Consider the following 2,925-nt stretch of genomic DNA (forward strand, 5'->3'; position numbering starts at 1 on the left):
GAAGGCGGCGATTGTCGCGGAGAGTTTTGCGCCGGGTGCAAGCGTGTCCGCGCTGGCGCGGCGACACGACATCAGTCCAAGTCTGTTGTTTCTCTGGCGTCGCCAGGTCAGGCGGGCGCAGGTCGCGGAGCGCGGGGACAGAGGCATGCCACCTGGCTTTGTGCCGGTCGCGATCACCGGCTGCGGGGGCCAATTGCCGAGTGAGGAGCAGGCGGCGATCGAGATCGAGGTCGGCGCGGTTCGCATCCATGTCAGGGGGACAGTCGACCGGCGGGCACTGTGCGAGGTGCTGGCCGCAGTCGGGACGGTTGGTCGATGATCGGGCTTCGACCTGGGTTGTCGATCTGGATTGCGACGCAGCCGGTCGATTTCCGTCGCGGCATGGATTCGCTGGCGATGCTGGTGAGCGAGGCCTTTGGAGCCGATCCGTTCGACGGCGGACTTTATGTCTTCCGCTCCAAGCGCCGAGATCGCGTGAAGATCCTGACTTGGGATGGAAGCGGGCTTGTCCTTTACTACAAAAGAATCGAGGGGCAGTTTACCTGGCCGCCGATCAAGGAAGGCGTCATGCCGCTATCTCATGCTCAGCTCTCGGTGCTGCTCGATGGCTCGGACTGGAAGCGTGTGCCGATGCGAATTGTGGATCAGCCAGTACGAGCTGGTTGATCCTTATCAAGGGTCGTTCGTCACTCATGCGGAGTTGTTGTAGAATCACTCTGCATGAGTGATTTGCCTTCCGATCCAGCGTTGCTCCGGCAAACCGTGATAGCGCTATCGTCACGGCTTGCGGCGTTGTCGGCGGAATGCAGCTCGCTTTCGGCCGAGCGTGATGCGGCGATTGCCCAACGCGACGCTGCGATCCAGGAGAACGATAAGCTCCTGATGATCCTGTCTCAGTACAAGCGCACGATCTTCGGTCCCCGCTCCGAGACACTGGATCTCGGACAGCTGTCTCTCTTCACCATCACGGCACAGGCGGCTCGTGCCGCCGCCAACGACGACGTGACCGGAGGCAGGCTGCCTGACGGAGCGGAGGGCCGTGGAAAGCGACCGGCGCGACGCAACCGGGGGAAGCTTCCGGAGCATTTGCCGCGCATCGATGTCGTGATCGATATCGAGAGCCACATCTGCCCCTGCTGCGGCGAGCGGCTGCACAAGATCGGGGAGACCGTCAAGGAAGCCTTCGACGTCATTCCGATGCAGTACCGTGTCAAGCGCATTGTTCGTCCACGGTACGGCTGCCGTGGATGCCGCCAGGGTGTGCTGCAGGCCCCCGCGCCGGCCCAGGCGATCGACGGTGGAATGGTGACGGAAGCCTTGCTGGCCCACATCGCAGTGATGAAATACGGCTACCAGCTGCCGCTGTATCGCCAGGAACAGATGTTTGACGCCCAAGGCATCACGCTCGACCGGCAAACGCTGGCCTCGTGGATGGGCCGCGTCGCCTGGTGGCTGAAGCCGCTTCACGCGCTGTTGCGCCGCGCAGTGATGTCCTACCCGCGGCTGTTTGCCGACGAGACGCCGCTGCCAGTTCTCGATCCCGGCCGTGGCAGAACCAAAGTCTCCAGTTCTGGGCGATCGCCACCGACGACCGCCCGTGGGGCGGCCCGGCGCCACCGGCAGTGGTCTACGTCTTCGCCGAGGATCGCAAGGCGATCCGCGCCAGGCAGCTGTTTGGAGATTACGACGGCATCCTGCAGGTCGACGGCTACGCCGCCTACAAGGGGCTGATCAAGAACGGCGGCCGTCTGGTACAACTGGCGTTCTGCTTCGCGCATGCGCGCCGGAAGTTCTGGGACGTTCACGTCGCGACGAAGTCACCGATTGCCGCGGCAGCGCTGCAGCGGATCGCGATGTTCTACGCCATTGAGGATCGCATTCGTGGTTTGCCGGCGACGCAGCGAGCTGCGGTGCGGCAATCCAACACCAGACCGCTGATCGAGGACTTCAAGCCCTGGCTCGAGGCGCGACTGCTGGAAGTCTCGAAGAAATCCGGCCTTGGCAAGGCGATCCGCTACACCCTCAACCATTGGGAAGGCCTGACGCGCTTCATCGATGATGGGCGCATCGAGATCGACAGCAATACGGTCGAACGCAGCATCAAGCCGATCGGGGTGGGAAAGAAAAACTATCTGTTCGCAGGCAGTGAGGGCGGCGCCGAAACCTGGGCCACTCTTGCATCGCTCATCAACTCGGCAAAGCTTCACGACATCGACCCGCGGCACTATCTCACGGATGTTCTCGAGCCCATCATCTCCGGACGCACCAAGATCAATCAGCTGAACGCGCTGCTGCCGTGGAATTGGAAAGCCGAGCGCGACGGTTCGGAGGCAAAGCTCGCCGCTTGATCAGTTCGACGGCAAGGCGTCGGGAACTTCCTGCGCATCGCTGGCGTCGTCGTAGATCTCTTCGCGGATCACGCGCAGCGTCACCTCGTGCAGATACACTTGCAGCGCACCCTCCAGCTCGGTGAACTCCGGCAACAGCACTCGATCGACGAAGCCTCGTGATGCACGGACCATCACCGTGTTGCGTCGCTGCCGGCGATAACGAAACGGCCGCAGCCCATATCGGCGGCAAAGCGCCAGAAAAAGGTGCCGAGACCATTGGTCGGGAAGTGAGAATTGCTGTTCGATCGGTGGATCGTGGCGAGCGAGTTCCTCGACCCGAGCCCGCACCCGCTGCAGCGCGGCTTCCGCCGCAAAGCGCTCACCAGCAGTTCCGGCACCTGCGAACAACGCCTCGATCTTCCGAAGCTTCTCGCGCAGATGCGACTCGCTGGTCATTCTGATCCCCGTTGCCCGCTCCGAACCGGGGGTCACCCCATCACCGCGCGCCGGCGGCGTCAATCATCCCGACCGCGCTATCCAGAGCATTCCGCGCAAGTCAAGCCCGGGCACCGGTGATCCTATCGTGACGCTCACG

3 protein-coding genes and 1 pseudogene are annotated in these 2,925 nt (G+C 62.9%); 3 read left to right on the plus strand and 1 reads right to left on the minus strand.

Translation table 11 applies throughout. The features are described from left to right. From IVA96_RS21520 to IVA96_RS21530, 3 genes and pseudogenes are all read left to right on the plus strand, one after another. Nucleotides 1-319 (plus strand): transposase (locus IVA96_RS21520; protein ID WP_247419141.1); only part of this gene is annotated, 319 nt, incomplete at its 5' end. Next, nucleotides 316-666 carry an IS66 family insertion sequence element accessory protein TnpB gene (gene tnpB / locus IVA96_RS21525; RefSeq protein WP_247275681.1) on the plus strand — a complete coding sequence of 117 codons (351 nt, stop codon included), beginning with the start codon at nucleotides 316-318 and terminating at the stop codon, nucleotides 664-666. The genes IVA96_RS21520 and tnpB, both read left to right, overlap by 4 nt. A gap of 54 nt (nucleotides 667-720) precedes the next feature. Beyond that, nucleotides 721-2,348, plus strand: a pseudogene (locus IVA96_RS21530) (IS66 family transposase). On the opposite strand, the gene IVA96_RS21535 reads toward IVA96_RS21530, so the two are convergent. Continuing rightward, complete coding sequence (locus IVA96_RS21535) at nucleotides 2,349-2,786, minus strand: hypothetical protein (protein ID WP_247307142.1); 438 nt, start codon at nucleotides 2,784-2,786, stop codon at nucleotides 2,349-2,351. Nucleotides 2,787-2,925: the final 139 nt, after the last annotated feature.

Origin of the sequence: Bradyrhizobium sp. 159 (assembly GCF_023073795.1) — a bacterium.
Lineage (GTDB): Bacteria > Pseudomonadota > Alphaproteobacteria > Rhizobiales > Xanthobacteraceae > Bradyrhizobium.